Source organism: Salinispora pacifica CNR114, assembly GCF_000514775.1.
GTDB lineage: Bacteria > Actinomycetota > Actinomycetes > Mycobacteriales > Micromonosporaceae > Micromonospora > Micromonospora pacifica.
The window spans coordinates 38445-57796 of the sequence record NZ_AZWO01000007.1; the positions used below are offsets into that span (position 1 = coordinate 38445).

The 19352-nt window shown below is 71.4% G+C and carries 19 protein-coding genes; 8 read left to right on the plus strand and 11 right to left on the minus strand.

Going from position 1 to position 19352, the window contains the following annotated elements; translation table 11 throughout:
- Nucleotides 1–158 precede the first annotated feature (158 nt).
- Both B118_RS0105775 and B118_RS0105780 read right to left on the minus strand, forming a co-directional pair.
- Nucleotides 159–1379 carry an MAB_1171c family putative transporter gene (locus B118_RS0105775; RefSeq protein ID WP_018811491.1) on the minus strand — a complete coding sequence of 407 codons (1221 nt, stop codon included), beginning with the start codon at nucleotides 1377–1379 and terminating at the stop codon, nucleotides 159–161.
- Nucleotides 1376–1855: a hypothetical protein gene (locus B118_RS0105780; protein WP_018222195.1), complete on the minus strand. Its 480-nt coding sequence runs from the start codon at nucleotides 1853–1855 to the stop codon at nucleotides 1376–1378. Before B118_RS0105780 ends, B118_RS0105775 begins: the two co-directional genes overlap by 4 nt.
- A 348-nt stretch (nucleotides 1856–2203) precedes the next feature.
- Here B118_RS0105780 and B118_RS0105785 point away from each other — a divergent pair, with 348 nt between their 5' ends.
- Nucleotides 2204–2626 carry a nucleotidyltransferase domain-containing protein gene (locus B118_RS0105785; protein WP_028192491.1) on the plus strand — a complete coding sequence of 141 codons (423 nt, stop codon included), beginning with the start codon at nucleotides 2204–2206 and terminating at the stop codon, nucleotides 2624–2626.
- The gene (locus tag B118_RS32335; protein WP_202902323.1) at nucleotides 2614–2784 is read left to right on the plus strand and encodes a chymotrypsin family serine protease; all 171 of its coding nucleotides are present in this window, start codon (nucleotides 2614–2616) and stop codon (nucleotides 2782–2784) included. The genes B118_RS0105785 and B118_RS32335 overlap by 13 nt, the downstream gene beginning before the upstream one ends.
- A 93-nt stretch (nucleotides 2785–2877) precedes the next feature.
- Here the strand turns inward: B118_RS32335 and B118_RS0105795 are convergent, their stop codons facing one another.
- From B118_RS0105795 to B118_RS0105830, 8 genes are all read right to left on the minus strand, one after another.
- Nucleotides 2878–4041 carry an acyl-CoA dehydrogenase family protein gene (locus B118_RS0105795; protein WP_018222198.1) on the minus strand — a complete coding sequence of 388 codons (1164 nt, stop codon included), beginning with the start codon at nucleotides 4039–4041 and terminating at the stop codon, nucleotides 2878–2880.
- Complete coding sequence (locus B118_RS0105800) at nucleotides 4038–6101, minus strand: acetyl/propionyl/methylcrotonyl-CoA carboxylase subunit alpha (RefSeq protein ID WP_018811495.1); 2064 nt, start codon at nucleotides 6099–6101, stop codon at nucleotides 4038–4040. Before B118_RS0105800 ends, B118_RS0105795 begins: the two co-directional genes overlap by 4 nt.
- A 59-nt stretch (nucleotides 6102–6160) precedes the next feature.
- Nucleotides 6161–7762: an acyl-CoA carboxylase subunit beta gene (locus B118_RS0105805; RefSeq protein ID WP_018821745.1), complete on the minus strand. Its 1602-nt coding sequence runs from the start codon at nucleotides 7760–7762 to the stop codon at nucleotides 6161–6163.
- On the minus strand, nucleotides 7759–8931 hold the full coding sequence (locus tag B118_RS0105810; protein WP_028192492.1) for an acyl-CoA dehydrogenase family protein: 1173 nt from the start codon (nucleotides 8929–8931) through the stop codon (nucleotides 7759–7761). The genes B118_RS0105805 and B118_RS0105810 overlap by 4 nt, the downstream gene beginning before the upstream one ends.
- Nucleotides 8928–10700, minus strand: a complete 1773-nt coding sequence (locus B118_RS0105815; RefSeq protein WP_043541034.1) for an acyclic terpene utilization AtuA family protein — start codon at nucleotides 10698–10700, stop codon at nucleotides 8928–8930. Before B118_RS0105815 ends, B118_RS0105810 begins: the two co-directional genes overlap by 4 nt.
- Nucleotides 10697–11506, minus strand: coding sequence for a TIGR03084 family metal-binding protein (locus B118_RS0105820; protein ID WP_018811498.1), 810 nt, complete (start codon nucleotides 11504–11506; stop codon nucleotides 10697–10699). The genes B118_RS0105815 and B118_RS0105820 overlap by 4 nt, the downstream gene beginning before the upstream one ends.
- A 37-nt stretch (nucleotides 11507–11543) precedes the next feature.
- Entirely contained in the window at nucleotides 11544–12149 is a 606-nt protein-coding gene (locus B118_RS0105825) for a TetR/AcrR family transcriptional regulator (protein WP_018222204.1), read from the minus strand.
- Nucleotides 12150–12290: 141 nt separating this feature from the next.
- Nucleotides 12291–12968 (minus strand): Crp/Fnr family transcriptional regulator, encoded by a 678-nt coding sequence (locus B118_RS0105830; RefSeq protein WP_018222205.1) that lies wholly within the window; start codon nucleotides 12966–12968, stop codon nucleotides 12291–12293.
- 215 nt (nucleotides 12969–13183) lie between these two features.
- Between B118_RS0105830 and B118_RS0105835 the strand changes: the two genes are divergently transcribed.
- The 6 genes from B118_RS0105835 (at nucleotide 13184) to B118_RS0105860 (ending at nucleotide 18616) form a co-directional block, all read left to right on the plus strand.
- Entirely contained in the window at nucleotides 13184–13909 is a 726-nt protein-coding gene (locus B118_RS0105835) for an adenosylcobinamide amidohydrolase (protein WP_028192494.1), read from the plus strand.
- A gap of 93 nt (nucleotides 13910–14002) precedes the next feature.
- A complete protein-coding gene (locus B118_RS0105840) occupies nucleotides 14003–15142 on the plus strand; it encodes a CapA family protein (RefSeq protein WP_026185628.1) in 1140 nt (379 codons plus the stop codon).
- 42 nt (nucleotides 15143–15184) lie between these two features.
- On the plus strand, nucleotides 15185–16000 hold the full coding sequence (gene nth, locus B118_RS0105845; RefSeq protein WP_043541036.1) for an endonuclease III: 816 nt from the start codon (nucleotides 15185–15187) through the stop codon (nucleotides 15998–16000).
- Entirely contained in the window at nucleotides 15997–16641 is a 645-nt protein-coding gene (locus B118_RS0105850) for a TlpA family protein disulfide reductase (protein ID WP_027645590.1), read from the plus strand. Before nth ends, B118_RS0105850 begins: the two co-directional genes overlap by 4 nt.
- Nucleotides 16642–16684: 43 nt before the next feature.
- Nucleotides 16685–17374, plus strand: coding sequence for an NUDIX hydrolase (locus B118_RS0105855; protein WP_018222210.1), 690 nt, complete (start codon nucleotides 16685–16687; stop codon nucleotides 17372–17374).
- Between the two features lie 63 nt (nucleotides 17375–17437).
- Nucleotides 17438–18616 carry a MarP family serine protease gene (locus B118_RS0105860; protein WP_018811504.1) on the plus strand — a complete coding sequence of 393 codons (1179 nt, stop codon included), beginning with the start codon at nucleotides 17438–17440 and terminating at the stop codon, nucleotides 18614–18616.
- A 5-nt stretch (nucleotides 18617–18621) separates the two neighbouring features.
- Here the strand turns inward: B118_RS0105860 and B118_RS0105865 are convergent, their stop codons facing one another.
- Nucleotides 18622–19344, minus strand: a complete 723-nt coding sequence (locus tag B118_RS0105865) for a phosphatase PAP2 family protein (RefSeq protein ID WP_018222212.1) — start codon at nucleotides 19342–19344, stop codon at nucleotides 18622–18624.
- Between the last annotated feature and the right edge of the window lie 8 nt (nucleotides 19345–19352).

Consider the following 19352-nt stretch of genomic DNA (forward strand, 5'->3'; position numbering starts at 1 on the left):
ACGGTAACCAGCTCATTCTGAGTCGACCACAACCGGCAGAATCGAGCGGATGGTCCGGCGCTAGCCGGGCCATCCCTGCCGGTAGGCCGCCTAGTAGCTCCTCGGCCACCGCATCGAGGGCACCCCGGAGGGCCGCCGACACCCTCGTGCGGCGACTTTCAGCCCGCGCCGAGGCTGCGATGCGGCCCGGCGGGACTGCGAGTGCGCGCCGGTGCCGAGCGTGCCAGGGGAAGAAATGCCCTGGCAACCAGCTCGAGGTATCGAACATCCCTGGTCAGACTGGCATCGCCCGTAGCTTTCTCGGGCAGATTCGTCGGTGGGCTGCCAGCTTTGTCGCTCTGCCAATGGGCCAGGGCGGTGACCAGTGTGACCGCATCGACGTATGCCTGCGCGTGGTCCCCGGTCAGGCCCCGGTGGCGCGCGTCGGCCGCCGCCTTGGCGACCGCCTCCTGGTCGGCGAGTGGCTCCAGGAGTAGCTGGGCGTCGCGAATCTCGATGACTCGGCGGTAGAGGCGAATCTCGACGTTCCAGGGCCGGGAAACACCGACCGGGGAGAGCACGACTTCGGGAATCGCCGTGGACAACTGGCGCCACAACGGCTCAAGTCGACGGTACGCCCGGTATTGGCGTTGCCACCGCCACGGCAGCATCACGCGGGGCCCCCAGACCGGCAGGGTGGTGCCACCAGCAACCAGCACTCCGCCGCTGGCCGCCAGGGTCGTTGCGATGGCTGACTCGTCACCCGGCACGGTCCAGCCAGCCCACGGCGCGACGATCAGGCTCAGCTTGTAGCTGGTGTGGAAGGCGAAGATCACGCCGCCGGCGGCGACCATCCGCAGCCCGGTCTTCAACGTCGAGGTGACGTGCCGGGAGTACCGGATCGACAGATGGATGAGGTCCACGACCGCCACGGCCAGGAAACTGGGGTACAGCAGTTGGTAAATCACGATCGGGGTGTAGGTCGCGTACCGCTTGACGAAATTGATTTCGTTCTCGGTGTCCGCTGTCAACAACAGCGTCGTCATGATCACCGCGATGCCGACCAGCACAATCAGCCGGGCTCGGACGCGTGGTCGGGCACGCTCTGCCGGATGCACCAGGTGCAGCATCATGATCTGCATCGCCCCAGCGGCAGCCAACGTCAGGAGGTTGCCGAGCAGGCGCCCGATGTTGGGTACGGTCAGCAACTCGCTGATGATGATCCTGTGTGGCGGCGCCATAACCAGGGACGCCAAGCCGAAGGCAAGCAGCCCCAGGCACAACGCCCTGACGCTGGGTGAATCCGGCTGCCGCCGTACGGCTCGGATCTTCCACAGCCCTGCCGTGATCGAGGCGACTCCAGCAATGATCATGATGGCTCGTTGTACCGCCATGATCACTCCTCGAACGTGGACCGCAGGCGGTCAAGCTCCGGGGCTAACCCAGGGGTCGATGATGAGGGTCTGTGGGGTCGGCCGCCCGCTGCCCTTTTGGCGATGAGCGTGGCGATCAGTTCGGCCTCCTGTTCTTCGATGTCGGAGTAGGAGGTCCTGCCCAGAACCTTGCTGATCAGCGCCGGGTTCAGGTTGGGAAGGAGGCGGACCAGGTCATCGCCGACACTCGCGGTTCCCTTGTGGTCGCATAGCATATGCCCCACTTCGTGCAAAATGATGTGTTCGCTATGTAATGGCGTAGCTCTTGAGTAGGCGATGACATCGTGGTCGGGGAAGCCAAGCCACAATCCGCACATTCCTCTCGGAATATGGTCGAAAGGCCAAAGTTCGATGCGACGCCCACGCCACTCGGCGAACTGGTCGAGGAAGACGCTGAGGGCGAACGGACGAGGGATCCCCACCTCGCGCACGAGGCGCTGCACCTGCTCCTCGCAGTATTGTTCAAGGTCTCGGTTCGGCACGGGACGAAGCCCCCAGATTCTGTCGCACATCAATCTCGACTGGGTAGCGAGCAAACAATGAGCATGATGGCCGACGCAGCGGATCGCCAACCCACACAACGGTTCCGGGACAGCGGTCCAGTGTAAACGCGCCCGGTGCTGGCAGCGATACTGGCCTTGACCAGCGGGCGCCCTCGGGATCCTCGGCGCTGGCCTGCTCGGCCCGCCCGGTCATGGGACCGGCGTCGCCGCCTGGGCTGAGGCCCAAACGCGCCGGTCGGCAACGCGCTGTGGAGGCGATGGGATGGAGGGATATTTAGACTCCGTCCCGTGGTGACCCAGGCGCGTTCGCGGGAGGTTCGTTCGGTTCTCGGCGTGGTCGTCGGGTGGGCGACCGGGCGTGCGGAGGTGCGCGGGGTGGTGGTGGTCGGCTCGTGGGCGCGCGGGGCCGCCCGGATGGACTCCGACGTCGACATCGTGGTTCTGACGGACCAGGCCCGTTATTCCGCGGTGGAAGTGTGGACCGGTCTGCTCGGCGGCGAGGTGGTCCGACTGGCCGAGTGGGGCCCGCTCCGGGAGGTCCGCGTACGACGTCCGTCGGGGTTGGTGGTGGAGGTCGGCGTCGCGCCGGTGAGCTGGGCAGACACCGACCCGGTCGACGCGGGCACCCGCCGGATCGTCGGGGACGGGCACCGCATTGTGCACGATCCGGCCGGTGTGTTGGCCCGGCTGTCGGTCGCGTGCGGGAGCTGATCGGCGGCGACGACAGCGGCGGTCCGCTCTTCGCCGGTACCACCGCGCTCGGCGTGACCTCGGGTGCCGTCCTGCGGTGCCTGTTCCCGACCGACGGTTGCTCCTGCTACCAGCCGATCGGAGAGGTGTTGGCCGAGTACGGCGTGGAGTTCCACTGATCGGTGGAGCGGGCCGCCAGGACACCTGGCGGCCCGCTCGCCGCGTCGGCTACGGCCGCCAGATGGACCCGGTCGTCGTAGCGTGACCCCAGGTCAGTACGACTTCTCCTGGCCGAGGACGTGCTGGGCCACGAAATTCAGGATCATCTCCCGGGTGACCGGGGCGATCCGTCCGGCCCGGGAAGCTCCGAGCAGCGTCGCCACCCCGTACTCGGTGGTCATGCCGGCCCCGCCGTGGGCCTGGATCGCCGTGTCCACGGCCAGCGCCGCCGCATCCCCGGAGGCGTACTTCGCCATGTTGCCGGCGACCCCCGCCTCCAGATCCCGCCCGGCGTCGTAGAGCACCGCCGCCTTCTGGACCATCAGCCGGGCCAGCTCCACCTGCACCGCCGCGTGGGCCATGGGATGCGATACCCCCTGGTGGGAGCCGATCGACCGCCCACCCCACACCTTCCGGGTCGCCGTGTACTCCGAGGCGCGTTCGAGCGCGTACCGGCCGGAGCCGACGCTCATCGCGCCGATCGTGATCCGCTCCGGGTTCAGTCCGGAGAAGAGCGCCGGCAGGCCGGCGTCCAGTGACTCGCCGACCAACGCCGCCGCCGGCACCCGTACGTCGTCGAGGTAGAGCAGGAACTGGTCCTCCGGCGAGAGGATCTCCATGTCCAGCTTGGAGAAGGTCAACCCCGCCGCGTCCGTCGGTACGAGGAACAGTGCCGGCTTCAGTTTGCCGGTCGTGGCGTCCTCGGTCCGCGCCACCACCAGCACGTGCCCCGCCTGGTCGACGCCGGAGATGTAGCACTTGCGGCCGGAGACCAACCAGTCGTCGCCGTCCCGGCGGGCTACCGTGCCAAGTCGGTGGAAGTTCGACCCGGCCTCCGGCTCGGTGATCGCGAAGGCGATCCGCTGGGAGCCGTCGGCGATGCCGGGCAGGTGGCGTTTGCGCTGCTCCTCGGTGCCGTGGCGGTTGATGATCGTCGCGACGATGGCGGGGGAGACCACCAGTAGCAGCAGCGGGCAACCGGAGGCGGCCAACTCCTCGCAGACGATCGCGAGTTCGGTGATGCCGCCGCCCCCGCCGCCGTACTCGGTGGGGATGTTCACGCCGAGGTAGCCCAACCCGCCGGCTTCGTTCCACAGTTCGGTGGTGCGTTCGCCGGCCTTGGCCTTCTCGACGAAGTACCGGTGGCCGTACTGCTTGCCCAGCGCCCGCACGGCGTCGCGGAGCTGCTCCTGCTCGGGGGTGGGGTCGAAGTTCATGACTGTGTCTCCTCGTCGGGGTTGACCACGGCCAGTACGGCGCCGGTCTCGACCTGGCCACCGGCGGACACCGGTAGCTCGGCGACGACGCCGTCGGTGGGGGCGAGCACGGGGTGTTCCAGCTTCATCGCTTCCAGGGTCAGCAGCAGGTCACCGGCGGCGACCCGCTGGCCGAGCTCGACCTGCACCCGGGTCACCGTGCCGGGCAGCGGCGCGAGCAGCGACCCGGCCGCCAACTCCGCGCCGGGTAGCGGGAAGCGGGGCAGCTCGGTCAGGCTCACCGCCCCGTCCGGGCCGTCCACGAAGACCTCCGCGCCCACCCGGTGTACGCGGTAGGTCCGGCGTACCCCGGCGACCTCCAGCAGCACCCGGTCCGGGTGCGCCTCGACCAGGGTGAGGGCCGGCGCTGCGGCTGGCTCGGGCGGGGACGCGTTCGGTCCGGGCGGCGATGCGTCCGGCCCGGGCGGGGCGGCGGTACCGGCGGCGGGCGGACCGCCGTGCACCGTCCACTCGACGAGCGCGCCGCGGCGGTCCAGGCGGTAGCGCACCTCGATCTCGTCGCCGTCCGCGCTCGCGTAGCGGGTGACCTGTGCGAAGGCGGGCACGTTGCGCCAACCCGAGGGGAGCCCGGCCAGCACCGGGGCGGCGGCCCGGCGGTCGGCGGCCGAGGCGAGCGCCGCCGCTACCGCGACCACGGGCAACTCCCCGGCGGAGACCAGCGGCGCGAGCACCTCGGGGTGCCGATCCAGGAAGCCGGTGTCGATGTCGACGGCGGCGAAGTCCGGGCTGCGCAGGATGCGGACCAGCTGATCGCGGTTGGTGGCGACCCCGTGCAGCTCGGCCCGGGCCAGCGCGCCGGCCAGCGCGCGGGCCGCCTCGCCCCGGGTTGGTGCCCAGGCCATCACCTTCGCGAGCATCGAGTCGTAGTGGACGCCCACCACCGAGCCGTCCGTGACGCCGGAGTCCAGTCGCAGGCCGGCCCCGGTCAGCGGCCCGAACTCGGCCGACACGCCGGGGACCGCGAACCGGTGCAGGGTGCCCGTCGCTGGCCGGTACCCGTGCGCGGGCTCCTCGGCGCAGAGGCGTACCTCGATCGCGTGCCCGGTTGCCGGTGGGGTCGTGTCGATCGGCACCGGGTTGCCCTCGGCGACGAGTAGCTGCAGCCGGACCAGATCGAGGCCGGTGGTCAGCTCGGTCACCGGATGCTCCACCTGCAGGCGGGTGTTCATCTCCAGGAAGTAGATCTCCCCGTCCGAGGCGAGCAGGAATTCGACGGTGCCCGCACCGAGGTAGTCGACCGCCCGGCCGGCAGCCACCGCCGCCGCGTGGAGCCGCTGGCGTATCTCGGGCGCGAGTACGCCCGGCGCCTCCTCGACGATCTTCTGATGTCGGCGTTGGATCGAGCAGTCCCGCGCCCCCAGGGCCACCACCGTCCCGAACTGGTCGCCCAGGATCTGCACCTCGACGTGCCGGCCGCGTTCGACGTACCGCTCGGAGAAGACGGTGCCGTCGCCGAACGCGGAGGCCGCCTCGCGGCGGGCGCTGGCGATGGCGTCGGCGAGACCGTCGGCGGCGTGGACCACCCGCATGCCCCGCCCACCGCCTCCGGCGGCGGCCTTCACCAGCACCGGGAAGCCGTTGACCTGGTCGGCGTCGGTCCAGCTGGGCAGCATGGGGACACCGGCCTCGGCGAGCAGCGTCTTGGCCGCCAACTTGTCCCCCATCGCGGCGATCGCCTTGGCCGGTGGCCCGATCCAGGCCAGCCCCGCGTCGGTGACCGCCGTGGCGAACTCGGCGTTCTCGGCGAGGAAGCCGTAGCCCGGATGGACGGCGTCGGCGCCGGCGCGCCGGGCCGCGGCCAAAACGAGATCGATCCGCAGGTACGTCTCGGCGGGTGTGTTCCCGGGCAGCCGGACGGCGTGGTCGGCCTCGGCGACGAAGGGCGCCTCGGCGTCCGCGTCGGAGTGCACGGCGACCGTCTCGATCCCGAGTGCCCGGCAGGTGGTGAAGATCCGGCGGGCGATCTCGCCCCGGTTGGCGACCAGAAGTCTGCTGATCATCCGCGCTGCGTCTCCTTCGTTCGCGTCTACGGATCCGGCCTGACTGTGCTGTGTGGCTGTCACATTCGGAAGACACCGAAGCCGTCGGCGCCCCGCACCGGTGCGGTGTGGATCGCCGACAGGCAGAGCCCGAGGACGGTACGGGTGTCCCGTGGGTCGATCACGCCGTCGTCGTAGAGCCGGCCGGAGAGGAAGAGCGCCCCGGACTGGGACTCGATCTGCTGCTCGACCATCGTCCGCATGGCGGCGTCGGAATCCTCGTCGTACTCCCGGCCCCTCGCGGCGGCGGCCTGCCGGGCGACGATGGAGAGCACTCCGGCGAGCTGGGTCGGGCCCATCACCGCCGACTTCGCGTTCGGCCAGGTGAACAGGAACCTCGGCTCGTACGCCCGGCCGCACATGCCGTAGTTGCCGGCGCCGTAGGAGGCGCCGAGGTTCACCGTCAGGTGCGGCACCGTCGAGTTCGACACTGCGTTGATCATGAGGGCGCCGTGTTTGATGATGCCGCGCTGCTCGTACTCGGTGCCGACCATGTAGCCGGTGGTGTTCTGGAGGAAGATCAACGGGGTGTCGGCGGCGTTGGCGAGCTGGATGAACTGGGCCGCCTTCTGCGCCTCCGCGTTGAACAGCACCCCCCGGGCGTTGGCGAGCACCCCCACCGGGTAGCCGTGTAGCTCGCCCCAGCCGGTGACCAGCGCGGTGCCGTAGGTCGGCTTGAACTCGTCGAACTCGCTGCCGTCCAGCACCCGGGCGATGATCTCGCGTGGGTCGAACGGCACCTTCAGGTCGGCGCTGGCGATGCCGAGCAGCTCCTCCGGGTCGTATCGGGGCGGCCGGGGTGCGGCCGTACGGGGTGCGGGTCCCGCCTTGCGCCAGTTGAGCCGACGTACGCACTGCCGGGCCAGCCGGATGGCGTCGCGTTCGTCCTCGGCCAGGTAGTCGGCCAGCCCGGAGGTGGTGGCGTGCATGGCCGCGCCGCCCAGCGACTCGTCGTCGGCGTCCTCGCCGGTTGCCATCTTCACCAGCGGCGGACCGGCCAGGTAGACCTGCGACCGGTCCCGAATCATGATTACGTGATCGGACATTCCCGGCACGTACGCGCCGCCGGCCGTGGCGTTACCGAAGACCACAGCGACCGTGGGGATCCGCTCCGCCGAAAGCCGGGTCAGGTCGCGGAACACCCGCCCACCCGGGATGAAGATCTCCGCCTGGGTGGGGAGGTCCGCCCCGGCCGACTCGACCAGGTTGATCATCGGCAGCCGGTTGGCCAGGGCGATCTCCCCGGCCCGCCGGCTCTTCGCCAGCGACCACGGGTTGACCGCGCCGCCGCGTACCGTTGGATCGCTGGCAATGATCATGCACTCGACGCCCTCGACCGGGCCGATACCGGTGACCACGCTGGCACCGACCGGGAAGTCCGTGCCGTACGCGGCGACCGGTGACAGCTCCAGGAACGGGGCGTCCGGGTCGAGCAGCAGCTCGACACGCTCGCGGGCGAGCAACTTGCCGCGCTTGTGCTGTCGGGCGCGGTACTTCTCGCCGCCACCGTCGCGCGCCTGGTCCAGCGCGGAGTCCAGTTCGGTCAACCGAGCCAGCAGCGCCTCCCGGTTCTCCCGGAACGTCGCCGCAGCGGGATCGATCACGCTGTCGAGTGTGGTCACAGCCCCATGCCCTTCGCGATGATCTCGTTCATGATCTCGGTGGCACCGCCGCCGATGCCGAGGATGCGCTGGTCGCGGTAGTGCCGCTCCACCTCGGAGTCGCGCAGGTAGCCGAAGCCGCCATGCAGCTGCAACGCCGCGTCGACCACCTCGGCGCAGGCGGCGACGGCGGTGTTCTTGGCCATCGCCACCTCGGTCATCACCATCTCCCCGGCGGCGACCCGGGCCGCCACGTCGAGCACGTGGGCGCGGGCCGACTCGGCGCGGGTGTGCATCTCGGCGAGCCGGTGCCGGACGAGCTGCCGGCTCGCCAGCGGGCGGCCGAAGGTCTCCCGGTCCCGGCACCAGCCCAGGGCCAGCTCCACGCAGCGCTGCGCCGTCGCGTACGCCTGGGTGGCCAGGGAGACCCGCTCGGCGGCGAAGTTCTGCATGATGGCGAGGAAGCCGGTGTTCTCCGCGCCGACCAGATTCGTCACCGGCACCCGGACATCGGCGAAGGAGAGCTCGGCGGTGTCCGAGCAGTGCCAGCCGAGCTTCTCCATCCGTCGGCCGACGGTGAAGCCCGGGGCACCCTTCTCGATCACCAGCAGGGAGACGCCCTCCGCGCCCGGCCCGCCGGTACGCACCGCGGTGGTCACGAAGTCGGCCCGGTGCCCGCTGGTGATGTACGCCTTGGCCCCGTTCACCAGGTAGTGGTCACCGTCCCGGCGGGCCGTCGTGCGCAGCCCGGCCACGTCCGATCCGCCCCCGGGCTCGGTGACCGCCAGTGCGCCGATCATCGCCCCGGCGAGGGTCGGTCGAACGTAGCGCGCGATCAGGTCGGTGCCGCCGTCCGACGCGGTCCCCGCGCCGCCGTGGTCGCTGGCGGCCACCAGATGCGGCAGAGCGATCCCGTGCGTGAAGAGCGCCGCCACCAGCCCGGAGGAGCCGCCCGACCGGATGATCTCCTCGGTGACGACGACCGAGTCCAGCAGGTCGCCGCCGCTGCCGCCGACCTCCTCGGGGAAGCCGATGCCGAGCAGACCGACCTTGGCGGCGGTGGCGTGTAGCTCTCGGGGGACCTCGCCGGCCCGCTCCCAGTCATCGAAGTGTGGTAGCACCTCTTTGTCCATGAACGCCCGGGTCAGCTCACGGAGCTGCCGACGTTCCGGGGTGTCGAGGATCGTCATGATGCCCCCTCCGGGACCAACTCGGCCGGAATCTGAACCAGGCGGGAGCGGAGTAGCTCCCCCAGCGCCTTCGCCTGCGGATCGAAGCGGGTCGTGGCCGCTACCCCCGGCCCGAGCAGCCCCCGGATCATGAAGTTGACCGCCCGCAGGTTCGGTAGCTCGTACCGCTCGACGGTCAGCGGGGCGGTCTCCGGCAGCAATTCGGCGAGGCGCTCCACGGTCAGCCATCCCCGCAGCCACTCCCAGCTGGCGTCGGTTCGAGCCCAGACCCCCAGGTTGGCATCGCCCCCTTTGTCCCCCGACCGCGCTCCGACCAACACCCCAAGGGGTCGGCGTCGGTCCGGGTGCGTCGTGCCGACCGGGCTGGACACCGGCGACCCGGTCGGGTACGCCGTGCGGCCCACGCCGGAAGCCGGTGCCCCGGTCGAGGACGGGGCTGGCTGCGTTCGCGGTGGCGGGGAGATCGGTACGCGGGTGCCGTCGGGCAGGACCGCCACGTGCTCGACGCCGTCCTGCGCAACCGTGTCGGCGGTGAAGACCCCGTACGGAGTCGCGTCGCCGGGCAGCGTGGTCAGGGTGCATCCCGGGTACGAGGCCAGCGCCAGCTCCACCGCCGCGGCGGAGAAGGCCCGACCGGCCCGCGCCTTGTCCCCGTCCCGTAGGTGGACGTGGAGCAGGGCGCTCGCCGCCTCGGTGTCCGCGGTGTCGGGGTGGTCGGTGCGGGCGAGGACGAACTCCAGCCCGTCCTTGCCGACTGTCTCCTCCAGCTGCCCGCGGACCAGGGCCGCCTTCGCCGGGATGTCCAGCCCGCAGAGCACGAAGGTCATCGAGTTGCGGAAGCCGCCGAGGTTGTTGACACCGACCTTGAGCGTCTCCGGTGGGGGTGTCCCCCGGACCCCGGACACCCGGACCCGGTCCGGCCCGTCCGGGGCGAGGCGTACCGAGTCCAGGTGGGTGACCACATCCGGCCCGAGGTAGGCCGGCGCGCCCACCTCGTACAGGAGTTGGGCGGTGACCGTCTCGACGGTGACCGCGCCCCCGGTGCCCGGGTGCTTCGTGAGCACCGACGAGCCATCGGCGTGCAGCTCGGCGAGGGGAAAGCCGGGCCGGTGCCCACCGTCTGGCAGCTCGGTGAAGAAGCTGAAGTTGCCGCCGGTCACCTGGGCGCCGCATTCGAGTAGATGTCCGGCGACCGTCGCGCCGGCGAGGGCGTCCAGGTCGTCGCGGTCCCAGCCGAACCGGGCGATCGCCGGCCCGACCACCAGGGAGGCGTCGGTGACCCGCCCGGTGACCACCACGTCGGCGCCGGCGTCGAGTACGGCGGCGATACCGAACGCCCCGAGGTACGCGTTCGCGGTCAGCGCGTCCGGTCGGGGAAGGGAGTCGCCGTCGACGTACCCGACCCTGAGGTCGAGCCCGAGCCGGTGGGCGAGGGAGCGGACGGCGGTGGCCAGCCCGGCGGGGTTCAGCCCACCCGCGTTGGTGACGATCCGGACGCCGCGTTCCCGCGCGGTGCCGAGGGTTCCTTCGAGTTGGCGCAGGAACGTCCGCGCGTAGCCGAGGTCGGCGTCGCGCATCCGGTCCCGACCCAGGATGAGCAGGGTCAACTCGGCGAGGTAGTCCCCGGTGAGCACGTCCAGCTCGCCACCGTCGAGCATCTCCTGCCAGGCGGAGAAGCGGTCGCCGTAGAAGCCGGAGGCGTTGCCGACCCGCAGCTGGGTGTTCGTGCTGTCGGCGGCGCCGGGGCTGGTGCCGTCGCCGGTGCTCACGTCGTCGCCTGCGCTTTTGGTGCCCGACCAGCGCCGGGCGGGCCGGCGAAGGCCTGGGCCACGTCCAGCCAGGCCTCGGCGACCGGCCCGGTGGCGGTGAGGGCGAGATCGGCGCGGTGTCGGCGTTGGGTCACCAGTAGGCAGAAGTCCAGTGCCGGTCCGGTCACCCGGTCGGGGGCGTCCGCGGGACCGTGGGCCCAGGTCGCGCCGGCGGTGTCGGCGCTGGTCGGCGGTGCGGTCAGTTCGATTCGGACCGGTGTGGTCGGCAGCGGGCGACCGTGTGCGGCGAAGGAGTGCGGCAGCGTCCGGAAGCCGAGATGCGCGATGTGCCGCAGCCGCGCTGTGGGCGGCCGGGTGGCCCCGAGCGCATCGGCCACATCCGTGCCGTGTGCCCAGGTTTCCATGATCCGCGCGGTGGCCATCGACGCGGGGGACATCCTGGTGCCGTACCAGGGGAGCTTCTCGCCGGCCGGGGTGGCCGCGAGGGCGGCGGCGAGCGCCGCCCGGCCCGAGCGCCAGCGGGGCAGCAGCTCGGCCGGTGGGGCGAGGAACTCCTCCGCTCCCGCGTCCACCAGCCGGGCCGGGTCGGCTGCGGTGGTGACGGAGGCGTAGAACGCGTCGGCGTCCGTCGCGGCGAGCTGCGCGGCGTGATCGGTCCAGGCCAGGTGCGCGATCTGGTGGCCGATCGTCCAGCCGGGCGCGGGCGTGGCGCGGGCCCACTCGGCGGTCGAGAGCGGTGCCACGAGCGCGTCCAGTTCGGCTGACTCGGCGGCGAGATCGGTCAGCAGGTCCGTCAGGTTGACCATGGTGCCTCCGGGGGAGTCGGCGGTGGTGCGGGACGGGTCAGGGGGTGAGGAGCTCGGTGAGTTGGCGTTTCCAGGCGGTGAGCAGTGCGGTGCGCCGGGCGGAGTCGTCGTTGAGCAGGTTCGCCACGCCGAGGCCGCGGAGCAGGTCGAGGGTGGCCTGCACCGCCTCCCGTACGCCGGGTTGGCGCTCGTCAACCTCGAGCAGGGCGACGGTCAGTCGGTGCATCTCCCGGCCGAGTCGGGCCTCCAGCGGCACCAGCGCAGTCCGTAGCTCGTGGTCGGTGCGGGCGGCGACCCACAGCTCCAGGGCGGCGATGAAGAGCGGCCCGGTGAAGGCCGCGGCGAGTAGGTCCACCACCCGGTCCAACCGCTGTGGGCCGGCGGGCAGGGCCTTCGCCTCGACACGCAACTCCTCCGCGCGCCGCTCGGCGAGGTGTGCGACCGCGGCGGTGACCAGGGCTGCCTTGGTGGGGTAGTGGTGTAGCTGGGCGCCCCGGGACACCCCGGCCCGGTTCGCTATGACGGTCGTCGTGGTGCCGGACCAGCCATGCTCGACCAGGCACGCCACGGTGGCCTCAAGCAGTCGGGCCTGAGTGGCGCGGCTGCGTTCCTGTTGGGGGACGCGGGTCGATGTGCCGGACACGGCCTCAGCGTGCCGCCCCCAAAACAAACAGTCAAGCCTGACTTTTTTGGGCGAGCAAAACGGCGGCCGGCGAACCGGCCGCCGTTGCAGCGGTGAACACCATCCCCCGTGGATTCCGGATCGACGGGTGGGTGGGAGCGATCAGACGCGGGCGCGGCGAGCCAGGCGCTCCGGGTCGAGGATGATGATGCTCTTGCCGTCCAGGCGCAGCCAGCCCCGTGAGGCGAAGTCGGCGAGAGCCTTGTTGACCGTCTCCCGGGAGGCGCCGACGAGCTGGGCGATCTCCTCCTGGGTCAGGTCGTGGGTCACCCGCAGCACCCCACCGTCCCGGGTGCCGAAGCGCCCCGCCAGCTGGAGCAGGTTCTTCGCGACCCGACCGGGCACGTCGGTGAAGATCAGGTCGGCCAGCGAGTCGTTGGTCCGGCGCAGCCGACGGGCGAGCACCCGCAGCAACTGCTCAGCGATCTCCGGCCGGTTGTTCAGCCAGGGGCGCAGCGCCTGCTTACGGAGCCGCACCAGGCGGGTGTCGGTCACCGCCGTCGCCGTCGCCGTCCGGGGCCCCGGGTCAAAGAGCGACAGCTCGCCGACCATGTCCGAAGGGCCCATGACCGCGATCAGGTTCTGGCGCCCGTCGGCCGCCCGGCGCCCGACCTTGATCTTGCCGGAGAGGAGGATGTACAGACTGTCACCGGGCTCGCCCTCGTTGAAGACGACATCGCCCTTGCGGACCTCGATCGTCTCCATCTCCTTGGCCAACGCCTCGGCAGCCTCCGGGTCGACCCCCTGGAAGATCCCACTCCGGGCCAGTACCTCGTCCATCGCGCACCTCCGCCTGCGCGTGCCGTCCGTCGGCGGGTCCGCCGTCCGCTCTCCCTCGCGCTCGGTCAGTCTAGGCGCACGTGCGCGGATATTCCGAGGTGCACCCCGGGAAACGTGAGCGTTGAGCGTAACCTGCCGGCCGTCGTTGACGTTACGTTACCGCGCTGCAGCAGGTGAGATGTGCCGGGTGCAGGATCGCGCCGTAGGGTCGCCCCGTGCTGAACGAACCGTCACTGTGTACCCGTCGCGAGGACGGGCGGAACCTTCCGGTGCTGGTCTGGCGAGCTGAGCGGCCGTTACTCAGCGCGAGTTCAGCGGCGCTCGGCGGCGGGCTGGGCGTACGGAGTTGGGTGATCAACGCGACCGTCCCGATGTCGTACGACCGGGACGACCCCATCGAACACCTGGCCGAACTGGCCGCGGGGTTCGGCCTCGACAGTTCTGGAGTGGGGCTGCTGACCGGGGTGGACGTCGCGGAGGTGGTGGCCCGAACCGACACCGGGGTACGGGTCTGGGCGACCGTCGGGCTCGGTGTTCCGATCTGGGCCGCCGCCCCACCCGAGTGCGCCCCGGCCGTGCCTGCCCCGGCCGTGCCTGCCCCGGCCGTGCCTGCCCCGGCCGTGCCCGGCGCGGACGGTCATCCGGTCGGCACCGTCAACATCGTGGTGTACGTGCCGGCCCGGCTCGGTCCCGCCGCCCTGATCAACGCCGTGGCGACCGCTACGGAGGCGAAGGCACAGGCCATCGCCGAACTGGGCGTGCCCGGTACCGGCACCCCGACCGACGCGGTCGCCGTCTGCTGCCCGACCGAGGGGCCCGAGGCGCCGTACGGTGGCCCCCGCTCCACCTGGGGCGCACCGCTGGCCCGGGCGGTGCACCGGGCGGTCCTGGCCGGTGGCGCCCGCCCGGTGCGGCCGTGGTCGCAGCGGTCAGCCGGTTGAGTGACCCCACCAGGAACCCGATCAGGTGTTGACGCTGAGCAGTGGCCGAATCGGCCTCGTCGGCAGGGCGCGGGCCCGGTAGTGTCTCGGGCGATGCGCGCCCACCCCAAAACATTCACATTCGCGACCCGACGTCGGCTTTGGTCGGCCGGCGCGTTGCTCGCCGTGCTGGTTGTCGCCGGTTGCGGCGCGGTCGACTCCGATGCGGTCAGGTCCGGCGGGGTCTGGCAGTCCGGCCCCGACGACGGTGCCCCCTCCGCCTCCCCGACCGAGGCAGCGGTGGTCTCCCTCAGCGCCACCGGCGACATTCTCCTGGGTAACGCCCCGGACCGGCTGCCCCCCAACGATGGCGAGGGTTTCTTCGACGAGGTGCGCCCGGAGCTCGATGCCGACCTGGTGATGGGCAACCTGGAGGAGCCGCTCACCGTCGACACCGGGACCGGCAAGTGCGGCGACTCCACCAACTGCTACCAGTTCCGGGCCCCACCGGAGTACGCGGCGCACCTGCGCGATGGCGGGTTCGACCTGCTCAACCTGGCCAACAACCACGGGAACGACTTCGGCCCGAAGGGCCTGGAGAACACCCGGCAGGCACTTGAACAGTACGAACTCGCGCACACCGGAGCACCCGATCAGATCACCCTCATCGACGTACGCGGCGTCCAGGTGGCGGTGGCGGGCTTCTCGTCGTACGCGTGGTCGAACCCGCTGACCGACATCCCGGCGGCGGAACAGGTCGTCACCAAGGCCGCCGCGCAGGCGGATCTGGTGGTGGTGCAGGTACACATGGGCGCGGAGGGGGCCGACAAGACCCAGGTCAAACCGGGCACCGAGCAGTACCTGGGGGAGAACCGGGGCGACCCGGTCCGGTTCGCCAGGGCCATGATTGACGCCGGCGCGGATCTGATCGTCGGGCACGGCCCGCACGTCCTGCGCGGCATGGAGTTCTACCAGGGTCGGCTGATCGCGTACAGCCTGGGCAACTTCGCCGGCGGCGGCAACACGTTCAACCGCAGCGGCAAGCTCGGCTGGGGCGGCGTGCTCAAGGTTTCGCTGCAGCCCGACGGCACCTGGGCCGGTGGGTCGTTCGCCTCGACTTACCTGAGCGAGTCGGGGCTGCCGGCAACGGACCCAGATAACCGGGGGTTGGGGCTGGTGCGCGAGCTCAGTGCCGCGGACTTCCCGGAGACCGGTGCGGTCTTCGATCACCTGGGACAGGTCAGCCCGCCGTAGCCGGGTTGGGGGTCGGCGGTCGGCTCCATCGCGCGGGTACGAATGGGGACCGCCGGCCGGCGACGTAGGCTGGCCGGCGTGACCATCAGCCTCAGGGAGACCGACCTCGGTCGGACCCGCCGCGCCCGGCGGATCGGGCGGGTGCTGGCCGACACCCACCCGGACGCGCACTGCGAACTCGACCACTCCAACCCGCTGGAGTTGGCGGTCGCGACGATCCTCTCCGCCCAGTGCACGGACAAGCGGGTCAACGAGGTCACCCCGAAGTTGTTCGCCCGCTACCCGCAGGCGGCCGACTACGCCGGCGCCGACCGGGCCGAGTTGGAGGAGCTGATCCGCTCCACCGGCTTCTACCGCAACAAGGCCGATTCCCTGATCCGGTTGGGCCAGGGGCTGGTCGAACGACACGACGGTCAGGTTCCCGGGAAGCTGACCGACCTGGTGTCCCTGGCCGGTATCGGCCGTAAGACGGCGAACGTCATTCTCGGCAACGCCTTCAACGTGCCGGGAATCACCGTCGACACGCACTTCAACCGACTCGTACGGGGGTGGGGGCTGACCACCGAGACCGACCCGGTCAAGATCGAGCACGCGATCGGGGCGCTCTATCCGAAGCGCGACTGGACGATGCTGTCGCACCGGATCATTTTCCACGGGCGCCGGGTCTGCCTGGCCCGAAAGCCGGCGTGCGGCGCCTGCACCCTGACGAAGCTCTGCCCGTCGTACGGGATCGGGCCGACCGATCCGGCGGTGGCCGCGCGGCTGCTCAAGGGCCCCCGGGCCCGAGAACTCGCGGTGGCCGCCGGCGTTGATCCGGAGCTGGTGCCGGCCCAGGACGGGGCGGTGGAGGCGCCGTGAGGAAGCGGCTCGTCGCCCTGCTCGTCCCGGCGTTGCTGGCGGTGGCCGGCTGCACCGACGCCGGGCCGGAGAACGCCCCCCGCACCCGGGACGAGGCGGCGCAGAGCCGGCCGTCCCCGTTCGCGGACTGCTCCGGTCTGACCACCGACCGGCCCAGCGCCCCGCCGGCCACCCCGACCGTCGCCGGCACGGCCTCCGCCACCCCGGCCGCCGCCGGCACGCCCCTGCCGGAGCTGACGCTGGCCTGCTTCACCGGTGGCGCCCCGGTCGATCTGCACCAGATCAGGGGCCCAGCCGTGATCAACCTCTGGGCCTCGTGGTGTGCCCCCTGCCGAGCCGAGCTGCCGGCGTTCCAGCGGCTCAGTGAGCGGGCCGAAGGGCAGCTTACGGTCGTTGGGGTGAACATGCGGGACACCCGCAGCGGCGCCCAGTCGATCGGCGAGGACTTCGGGGTCCGCTTCCCCAGCCTGATCGACCAGGGCGAGGCGCTGCAGCGGTCGTTGGGGCGCAAGGCCATTCCGATGACCGTCCTCGTTGATGCGAACAGCCGGATCCGGCACGTCGATGTCTCCGGGGCGCTCGACGACGCCCGCCTCGCCGAGCTGGTCCGGGTACACCTGGGCGTGGCGGTGCCGGAATGAGACGCCTGCCGCTCGCCCGCTGCCGGAGTACGGCGGTGGTGGGATGAGTCAGCCGCCATCCTGGCTCGACCCGCTGCTGACCCGGTTGGGCAGCGCCCGGACGGAGGACTTCACCCGGCTGGCCACCCCGAGCAGCGGCGGGCGGGAGAGCGCCGTGCTGGTGCTGCTCGGCGAGGACCCCGGCGCCGGGCCGGACGTGCTGGTCCTTCAGCGAGCCGCCACCCTGCGCAACCACGCGGGGCAGCCCGCCTTTCCCGGTGGTGCCGCCGACCCGGAGGACGCGGACGCCTCCGCGACCGCGCTCCGCGAGGCGAACGAGGAGGTTGATCTCGATCCGAGAACCGTCACCGTCCTCGCCGAACTGCCGAAGTTGTGGATTCCGGTCAGCGACTTCGTGGTGACCCCGGTGCTGGGCTGGTGGCACGCCCCCCACCCGGTGCACCCCCGGGAGCCGGCCGAGGTGGCGCACGTGGCCCGGATGCCGATCACCGAACTGGTTGACCCGGAGAATCGGCTGCGCGTACGCCACCCGAGCGGCTGGATCGGCCCGGCCTTCTCCGCCCGCGGCATGCTGGTGTGGGGCTTCACCGCAGCGGTGCTCTCCACCCTGCTCGACATGGGGGGCTGGGCCCGCCCATGGCGCCGGGAGCGGGTGCTGGACCTTCCCCCGGTGGCCGCCGACCCGGCGCCCTCCGCCGGGACTGATGAGGCGGACGAGAGCGCTCTGCGCTGACTCCCGTGACCTTGCGTAGCGGCAGCAGCGGCCCCGTGGGCCCGCGCCCCGTAGGCTGGACCCGTGTCCGTCGTGGATCTCGTACTGCTCCTGCTCATGCTCGTGTTTGCGATCAGTGGTTACCGCCAGGGCTTCGTCACCGGCGTGCTGTCGTTCTCCGGGTTCTTTCTCGGAGCGCTGGCCGGCCTACAGCTCGGCCCCCGGCTCGCACAGCAGTTCCTGGACAGCGGCACCCGGGTGCTGGTCTCCCTGGTGGCGATCTTTGGGCTGGCGGTGGTGGGGCAGGCGCTCGCCGGCTGGATCGGTACGCATCTGCGCCGCACCATCAGCAGTGACCTCGGGCGGCAGGCGGACGATATCGGCGGCGCCTTCGTCTCGCTCTTCGCCGTGCTCCTCGTCGCCTGGCTGGTCGCGGTCCCACTGGGCTCGTCGTCGCTGCCCTGGCTGGCCTCCGCGGTTCGCAACAGCGCGTTACTCACCGTGGTCGACCGGGTCCTGCCCGACCAGGCGCAGGAGCTCTCCACCGCGCTGCGGGAGACCGTCGACACCAACGGCTTCCCGGATGTCTTCGGTGGTCTGGCGCCCACCCGCGCCCGGCAGGTCGCCCCGCCCGACCCTGCCCTCGCCGGTTCACAGGTGGTCGCCAACAGTGAAAAGTCCGTGGTCAAGGTGCTCGGCTCCGCCCCGAGCTGCTCCCGCCGCCTGGAGGGCTCCGGCTTCGTCTACGCCGACGACCGAGTGATGACCAACGCGCACGTGGTTGCCGGAACCCGCTCCACCGTCGTCGAGCTCGGCGGCGAACGGTACAACGCTCAGGTGGTGGTGTACGACCCGGACCGGGATCTGGCAGTCCTGCACGTCCCGGGCCTGCCCGGCCCGTCGATGCGCTTCGCCGCCGGCAACGAGGTCAGCGGCGCGGACGCGATCGTGCTCGGCTTCCCGCTCGACGGCCCGTACAACGCACAGTCCGCCCGGGTCCGGGAGGTGGACGAGATCACCGGCCCGGACATCTACTCAAGCGGGAACGTGACCCGGGAGGTCTACACGATCCGGGCCCTGGTGCAGAGCGGGAACTCCGGCGGCCCGTTGGTCTCCACGAACGGCCTAGTACTCGGGGTGATCTTCGCGGCAGCGGCCGACGACCCGAACACCGGCTTCGCGGTGACCGCGGCCGAGGCCCACTCGGTCGCCCTGGCCGGAGCCGAACGTGTGCGCGGCGTCAGCACCGGTGAGTGCACCTGAGCGCGTCAACGACGCTGCGGTGGGGTAGCCCGCCAGACCGTGAAGACCGCGGCGGTCGCGGCCACCACGGCGGTACCCAGCAGCCACCCGGCAACCACGTCGCTGCTCCAGTGCACGCCCAGCGCCACCCGGCTGAACCCGGTCACCACGGCGAGGAGAAGCGCGGCTGCCCAGACCGCGTACCGCTTCGCGGAGCGGCCCGGTCGGGGTCGGAAGACCACCAGCAGCACGCCGGCGGCGAGCGCCGCGTTCAGCGCGTGCCCGGACGGAAAGGCGAGCCCGACCGCCTGGGCCAGCGGCTTCGGGAACTCCGGCCGGGGTCGCCCGACGAGCAACTTGAGCAGCGGGCTCAGCAGCCCGCCGACAGTCATGGTGACGACGACCCAGAGCGCCAGCTGTCGGGCCCGACGCCGGGCCAGCCAGCCAACCACCACCAGCGCGGCCAACCGTAGCGGCATCGGCGCGAAGACCTCGGTCCACACGTTCAGTGCCCTGGCCCATTCCGGATGCCGCAGGCCGTAGTCGACGAGCGCCTCGGTCACCGCCCGATCCAGCCGCCGTAACGGCGGCCAGGACGCCAGTACCAGCAGCGCGAGCAGGAACGGCACCAACACCAGGAACGCGGAGACAACGGCTAGGGTCAGCCGCAACCCCAGCCCGTTGTCGGGGTGCAGGCGGCGGTGGCGCCACGATGGCCGGGCGGCCGAGCCGGGGCCGGGCGCGCACATGGCCCCCG

Excerpts from the sequence above, each read along its gene's own strand:
- B118_RS0105800 (WP_018811495.1), bottom strand. The coding sequence starts at position 6,101 with ATGATCAGCAGACTTCTGGTCGCCAACCGGGGCGAGATCGCCCGCCGG.
- B118_RS0105830 (WP_018222205.1), bottom strand. The coding sequence starts at position 12,968 with ATGGACGAGGTACTGGCCCGGAGTGGGATCTTCCAGGGGGTCGACCCG.
- B118_RS0105855 (WP_018222210.1), top strand. The coding sequence starts at position 16,685 with ATGAGTCAGCCGCCATCCTGGCTCGACCCGCTGCTGACCCGGTTGGGC.
- B118_RS0105820 (WP_018811498.1), bottom strand. The coding sequence starts at position 11,506 with ATGGTCAACCTGACGGACCTGCTGACCGATCTCGCCGCCGAGTCAGCC.
- B118_RS0105795 (WP_018222198.1), bottom strand. The coding sequence starts at position 4,041 with ATGAACTTCGACCCCACCCCCGAGCAGGAGCAGCTCCGCGACGCCGTG.
- B118_RS0105810 (WP_028192492.1), bottom strand. The coding sequence starts at position 8,931 with ATGACGATCCTCGACACCCCGGAACGTCGGCAGCTCCGTGAGCTGACC.
- B118_RS0105840 (WP_026185628.1), top strand. The coding sequence starts at position 14,003 with ATGCGCGCCCACCCCAAAACATTCACATTCGCGACCCGACGTCGGCTT.
- nth (WP_043541036.1), top strand. The coding sequence starts at position 15,185 with ATGGGGACCGCCGGCCGGCGACGTAGGCTGGCCGGCGTGACCATCAGC.
- B118_RS0105865 (WP_018222212.1), bottom strand. The coding sequence starts at position 19,344 with ATGTGCGCGCCCGGCCCCGGCTCGGCCGCCCGGCCATCGTGGCGCCAC.